Source organism: Vibrio sp. 10N.222.47.A9 (genome assembly GCF_963872585.1).
Classification (GTDB): domain Bacteria; phylum Pseudomonadota; class Gammaproteobacteria; order Enterobacterales; family Vibrionaceae; genus Vibrio; species Vibrio splendidus.
Map to the genome: position 1 here is coordinate 1 of NZ_CAWNBB010000053.1, position 6,194 is coordinate 6,194.

Annotated in this window: 6 protein-coding genes; 2 read left to right on the plus strand and 4 right to left on the minus strand. The window is 43.3% G+C overall.

Features of this window, described 5'->3' with window-relative positions:
* Window positions 1-33 precede the first annotated feature (33 nt).
* The 3 genes from AACT19_RS17095 to AACT19_RS17105 form a co-directional block, all read right to left on the minus strand.
* A complete protein-coding gene (locus AACT19_RS17095; RefSeq protein ID WP_004735456.1) occupies window positions 34-804 on the minus strand; it encodes an ABC transporter permease in 771 nt (256 codons plus the stop codon).
* Window position 805: 1 nt separating this feature from the next.
* Window positions 806-1,723, minus strand: a complete 918-nt coding sequence (locus tag AACT19_RS17100; protein WP_017079966.1) for an ABC transporter ATP-binding protein — start codon at window positions 1,721-1,723, stop codon at window positions 806-808.
* 321 nt (window positions 1,724-2,044) lie between these two features.
* Window positions 2,045-3,676 (minus strand): SulP family inorganic anion transporter, encoded by a 1,632-nt coding sequence (locus tag AACT19_RS17105; RefSeq protein ID WP_029222291.1) that lies wholly within the window; start codon window positions 3,674-3,676, stop codon window positions 2,045-2,047.
* Window positions 3,677-3,963: 287 nt separating this feature from the next.
* Here AACT19_RS17105 and can point away from each other — a divergent pair, with 287 nt between their 5' ends.
* A complete protein-coding gene (gene can / locus AACT19_RS17110; protein ID WP_004735453.1) occupies window positions 3,964-4,623 on the plus strand; it encodes a carbonate dehydratase in 660 nt (219 codons plus the stop codon).
* 78 nt (window positions 4,624-4,701) lie between these two features.
* Here the strand turns inward: can and hpt are convergent, their stop codons facing one another.
* Window positions 4,702-5,232: a hypoxanthine phosphoribosyltransferase gene (gene hpt, locus AACT19_RS17115; RefSeq protein ID WP_004735452.1), complete on the minus strand. Its 531-nt coding sequence runs from the start codon at window positions 5,230-5,232 to the stop codon at window positions 4,702-4,704.
* 337 nt (window positions 5,233-5,569) lie between these two features.
* Here hpt and AACT19_RS17120 point away from each other — a divergent pair, with 337 nt between their 5' ends.
* A complete protein-coding gene (locus AACT19_RS17120; RefSeq protein ID WP_017079965.1) occupies window positions 5,570-6,175 on the plus strand; it encodes a LuxR/HapR/OpaR family quorum-sensing transcriptional regulator in 606 nt (201 codons plus the stop codon).
* The last annotated feature ends 19 nt before the right edge of the window (window positions 6,176-6,194 follow it).

A 6,194-nucleotide genomic window follows, 5' to 3' on the forward strand; every position in this document is an offset into this window, starting at 1 on the left:
TAAGTTAATTAATGGAATTGGTATAACCAAAGGTTAGCTGCGTAAGCCAATCCCCTTAGTCACTAGATAGTGTGCAACGCCATACAGCGCTACGATAAACACACCCAATACACCAAACGACGTTACAATACCCACATCAGACACGCCCAAGAAGCCATATCTGAACGCGTTAACCATGTACACAATTGGGTTCAGTTTCGACACACCTTGCCAAAATTCAGGCAATAGACTGATCGAGTAAAACACACCACCAAGGTACGTCAGCGGCGTTAAGATAAAGGTCGGGATAATAGAGATATCGTCAAACGTGCGTGCAAATACAGCGTTGATTAAACCACCCAGAGCGAACACAACCGACGTTAGAAATACTGTCGCAATAATCACGCCCCAATGGTCAACTTGCAGGTCGACAAAGAAAAGCGATACGAATGTGACTATGGTACCCACTAACAAGCCACGCACCACACCGCCCATGACGAAACCAGCAATGATCACGTAGTTAGGGACTGGCGCTACAAGCAGCTCTTCAATGTTCTTCTGGAATTTGGCACTAAAAAACGACGAAGCAACGTTGGAATATGAGTTAGTGATCACCGACATCATGATCAGGCCAGGAACAATATATTCCATGTAGCTAAAGCCGTTCATTTCACCAATACGCGCACCAATCAAGTTGCCAAAGATGATGAAATACAGCGTCATGGTAATCGCTGGCGGAACAAGCGTTTGCACCCAGATACGAGTAAAGCGATTGATCTCTTTGGTCAACAAGCTACAGAAAGCGGTCCAATATAGGCTGTACATATTATTTACTCCCTTCACGGACAATACTCACAAATAGCTCTTCTAAACGGTTTGCTTTGTTACGCATAGAGAGGACTTTCACCTGCTGTTCACTCAATTGAGCAAAGATGGTATTCAAACCTAGGTTCTTGTCGATTTCGATTTCTAGCGAACCATTAACCATCACTTGGCTATTCACACCTTCAAGTTTAGGTTCAGTCGCGCCCTCTTCAAGATCAAGAATAAAGGTCTCTGCACTCAACTTACCCAGCAGCGACTTCATTGTTGTATTCTCGATCAGCTCACCACGGTTGATGATACCAATGTTACGACACAACATTTCCGCTTCTTCTAGGTAGTGCGTCGTCAAGATAATGGTAATACCCTGCTTCTCATTGATCTCCTTCAGGAACCCCCACATTGAACGACGCAGTTCAATATCAACGCCCGCCGTTGGCTCATCAAGAATCAACAAATGGGGCTCATGCATCAGCGCACGTGCGATCATCAAACGACGCTTCATACCACCAGACAAGTTACGTGCACGTTCGCCACGCTTTTCCCACAAATCGAGCTGAGATAAGTATTTTTTCGCTCGCTCTTTCGCCACTGCTTTGGGCACACCGTAATAACCCGCTTGTTGTAGTACGATCTGCTCAACGGTTTCGAACGGGTTAAAGTTAAACTCTTGCGGCACTAGACCTAAGTTCTGTTTCGCCAACTCCAGATCGGTATCAATGTCGTAGCCGAACACTTTAACCTTGCCTGAAGTTTTGTTAACCAGTGAAGAGATAACACCAATGGTGGTTGATTTACCTGCACCATTTGGACCAAGCAGAGCGTAAAAATCGCCTTTTTCTACTTGTAAACTAACGCCTTTAAGAGCCTCAAAGCCCCCTGCATAAGTTTTTCTTAATTGCTCAATTTCTAATGCATACATAGAGATAGACTGCCATTTGCTATAGATAAGATGTTGATGACCGAGCTTGAGGAAGAGAGTAATGCTTAAAAAGAGCTAGCAGAAAACTAACCCAAACTTGTTTACTCGGCCATTTTGCAAACAAGTTTATCGTTGATTAACGATTAATACAAATACCGAGTGAGGGTTTCTTTCGAAAGCGAACAAGAATATTAGCTATGTGAAGACCAATTCAGTGTTCAGCAAACATAAAAATGCCGTTAAGTTATTCACTTAACGGCATTAATCACCAATACTAGATTTGGCGTCTATAACTGATTCATGTCAGATTATTGCTGAAAATTAGACTGACTCAAATTGATGTTCATCTCTATCAACATAGCTTGTTGCAGCTGTCAGAGCTTCATATCTAAATCGGTAAGTGTTGGATTCCGGCACAAGATCAAGCACGTGGAATTTCTCTAGCTGCTGACGAGTATTCTCATTCGGACACAGTAAGTACACTTCACACTGCGCATCCAACGCATCTTTAATCGCATTTTCTAGTGCAAGCCCAACCGTCACATCAATCATAGGCACATCTGTCAGATCTAGAATCATCGCTTCGTAATCAGAGATACTAGAGTGCTGACGTGAAATCGCCTTTGAAACACTGAATATCATCGGCCCAGAAAGGTAAAAGAACAGCACTTTACCATTGCCACTATCCAGTAGCTGACGTTCGCTATCGGTCAATGGGATATCATCTTCATCATCACCATCACTGATCGCCTTAACTTGTCTGGCTTGCTCTCGGCTCAATCTTTCAATAATCAGGATGTTCGAGATAAAAACACCCAGTCCGACAGCAATAATCAAGTCAACAAACACAGTCAACAGCATCACGCCGTACATTACGCCCATACCGGCATAACTCACCTTGTGTGCTCGCTGGATAAAGCTCCAGTCAAGAATATTGAAACCAACATACATCGCAATGCCAGCCAATACCGCCATAGGGATTGGTTCGGTTAAGCCACCAGCAACCAATACCACCAATGCCAAAACTAAAGCTCGAATAACACCAGAAAGTGGAGAGCGAGCACCCACCTGAATATTGGTTACGGTACCCATGGTTGCGCCCGCACCGGGTAGCGCACCAAACAGACCAGAAATCATATTCGCGATGCCTTGGCCACGAAGTTCTTTATCTGAATCATGTTCTTTACGAGTCAGTGAATCTCCGATAACCGCAGTCAGAAGCGTATCAATGCAACCCAACGTACCCAGCACCAAGGCATCAATAACCATGGTCGTAAATTGTTCAGAACTGATTGTCGGAATAACGAGAGAGGGTAAACCAGCAGGGATCTCACCAATACGGCGAATAGAGTCGGTATCGAAAATAATGACGGATAAAAGGGTGACAGCAACCAAAGCAACCAGTTGAGCGGGCACATACTTACGATATTTAGCCGGAAAGCCAAACAGAATACCGAGTGTTAATGCCCCTAAAAACAGTTCACTTATTTTCAGATGGGCTAACGTATCAGGCAATGCGGAAAGCGTGCCCATCACCCCGCCAGATGGAGCCGCATGTCCTAACAATGGTGATAACTGCAAGATAATCAGAATAACGCCGATACCCGACATAAACCCAGAAATCACGCTATATGGCATCAAAGTAACGTATTTTCCAAGCTTTAAGGTACCAAGTAATATCTGAAAAGCACCCGCCATCATGACCACGGTAAAGGTCATTGCCATTCCGGTTTCAGGATACTTGGCCACCATGCTTGTCATCACTGCTGTCATGATCACCGTCATCGGCCCGGTAGGCTCTGATATCAAGCTGCTTGAGCCGCCAAACAGTGCGGCAAATAGGCCGACCATGATGGCGCCCCAAAGGCCAGCTTCCGCGCCCGCACCAGACGCAACACCAAATGCCAACGCTAAAGGCAATGAAATGATGGCTGTGGTTACACCGCCAAACATGTCTCCTTTGAGACTGATATCCGCAAAACGACTTCCAAACAAAACACACCTTCCTGATGATGAAAATGACAAACCTTATCACTTTAACAAATGAGTTAATCAGACAGAAAGTGTTAATTCAATCACATTATTCATGACTTATAACCAGATGGTAGTTTCTGTGCTAAGTTAATGATCTTAACGACTAGAACACGTCAGATGAGTACGTGTTGACACAGTTTTTACGGGATTGAATTTGTAACATTGTGTATAGTTACAATTCTTAATGAAGGGATGTAAGACGCAAAATGCCAGAGATTAAACAGCTTTTTGAAAACAACTCTAAATGGTCTGAAGAAATTCGATCTCAAAGACCTGAGTATTTTACAACGCTTGAAGAAGGGCAAAGCCCTGGCTTTCTATGGATTGGCTGCTCTGATAGCCGAGTACCGGCCGAGCGTCTCACTGGTTTATATTCTGGCGAACTATTTGTTCATCGAAATGTAGCAAACCAAGTGGTTCATACCGATCTCAACTGCTTATCCGTTGTGCAATACGCCGTTGACGTACTCAAAGTTAAACACATCATTGTATGCGGTCACTATGGCTGTGGTGGTGTTAATGCAGCGATTGATAACCCTAAACTGGGCCTTATCAACAACTGGCTACTCCACATTCGCGATAACTACCTTAAGTACCGTAAGCAAATTGAATCTCTACCTCGTGAACAATGGGGTGACAAGTTGTGCGAAATTAACGTTGCTGAGCAAGTCTATAACCTTGGTAACTCAACCATCATGCAAACCGCATGGGAACGTGGACAAGATATTGAAATCCACGGCGTAGTTTATGGTATAGGTAACGGCAAGCTACAAGACCTTGGCGTTCGTTGTTCAAGTAATGACACGTTAGAAAATAGTCACTTAGAAGCGCTTGAAAAAATCCTATCGTCTCCCACTCTTGGTTAACCTTTAACATCTAACCAGTAGATATAAGAAAGGCTCGCATTGTGCGAGCCTTTTTTGTTTTTCTTCACAGAGCAGTGATTACTCTTGAGGTACTACTTTACCGATGTACGGTAGGTGACGATATTTTTGTGCGTAGTCGATACCAACACCAACAACGAACTCGTCAGGAATCTCAAAACCAATCCACTTTGTATCGACAATCACTTCACGGCGAGAAGGCTTGTCTAATAACGTACAGATTTCGATAGATTTAGGGCCACGTAGGCTCAAAATCTCTTTCACTTTAGTCAGTGTGTTACCGGTATCGATAATGTCTTCCACAAGCAGAACATCTTTACCTTGGATATCATCATCAAGGTCTTTCAAAATACGAACATCACGTGAGCTTTCCATGCCGTTGCCGTAGCTAGACGCGGTCATGAAATCAACTTGGTGAGTTAAATCGATAGCACGAGCAAGATCCGCCATAAAGACAAAAGATCCACGTAATAAGCCAACTAAAACTAGATCTTCACTGCCTTTGTAGTGCTCCGTGATCTGCTTGCCTAGTACGTTCACTCGATCCTGAACTTCTTGCTCAGAGATCATGACTTCAACTGTATGCTTCATACTGCTCTCATTTTATTTGGTGATTGCGACGAATGTTGACAGTTTCGTCAGTTGTGTCGCTCAATTTTGTGAGTAAGTCTAGCACTGCTCAAATACCCACACCACCTTATGGTTCTAATTTACTGTGAGATTCTCAATTAAATGTGCGCTGATGCCCTATCCAATACTCGCTTCCTTTCACATCAATCCTGATCACGCTTTATGTATCAAGTTTGATGTAACTGTCTATAAAACAAGCTCAAAGGATTGACCATTCGCATATGCACCATTACACTCATCTTGGCTTAAATAATAATAAAATCATTAATATAAAAATTTCGTTGGCAAGGAAAATAAAATGGACTCAATATCTAAGAGACCTAGAACTAGGCTTTCACCTTTAAAAAGAAAACTTCAATTGATGGAAATCGCTCTTGAGGTATTCTCTCGCCGCGGTATTGGTCGTGGTGGACACGCTGATATTGCAGACATCGCTCAGGTGTCTGTAGCAACGGTATTTAATTACTTCCCTACCCGTGAAGATCTGGTTGATGAAGTGCTTAATCATGTTGTACGCCAATTCTCTAACTTCCTTTCAGACAATATCGATCTGGATATTCACGCAAAACAAAACCTACATAATATTGCGACTGAAATGGTGACGTTAGTGGCTCACGATAGCCATTGGTTGAACGTATGGTTTGAATGGAGCGCTTCGACTCGTGATGAAGTATGGCCTCTATTCGTAACCACCAACCGCACTAACCAAATGTTAGTACAAAACATGTTTAGCAAAGCGATTGAACGCGGCGAAGTTTGCGACGATCACGATCCTAAACATCTAGCGAACCTATTCCACGGCATTTGCTACTCGCTATTCATCCAAGCGAAACGTGTAGAAACGCCAGAAGAGCTTTCAAGCTTAACGGATAGTTACTTGAACATGCTGTGCATTTATAAGTAGATTCGAGATTCGAGATTCG

Bases quoted from the DNA above. Each gene is read 5' to 3' on its own strand.
- AACT19_RS17095 (WP_004735456.1), bottom strand. From the start codon at position 804: ATGTACAGCCTATATTGGACCGCTTTCTGTAGCTTGTTGACCAAAGAG.
- AACT19_RS17100 (WP_017079966.1), bottom strand. From the start codon at position 1,723: ATGTATGCATTAGAAATTGAGCAATTAAGAAAAACTTATGCAGGGGGC.
- AACT19_RS17105 (WP_029222291.1), bottom strand. From the start codon at position 3,676: ATGTTTGGCGGTGTAACCACAGCCATCATTTCATTGCCTTTAGCGTTG.
- can (WP_004735453.1), top strand. From the start codon at position 3,964: ATGCCAGAGATTAAACAGCTTTTTGAAAACAACTCTAAATGGTCTGAA.
- hpt (WP_004735452.1), bottom strand. From the start codon at position 5,232: ATGAAGCATACAGTTGAAGTCATGATCTCTGAGCAAGAAGTTCAGGAT.
- AACT19_RS17120 (WP_017079965.1), top strand. From the start codon at position 5,570: ATGGACTCAATATCTAAGAGACCTAGAACTAGGCTTTCACCTTTAAAA.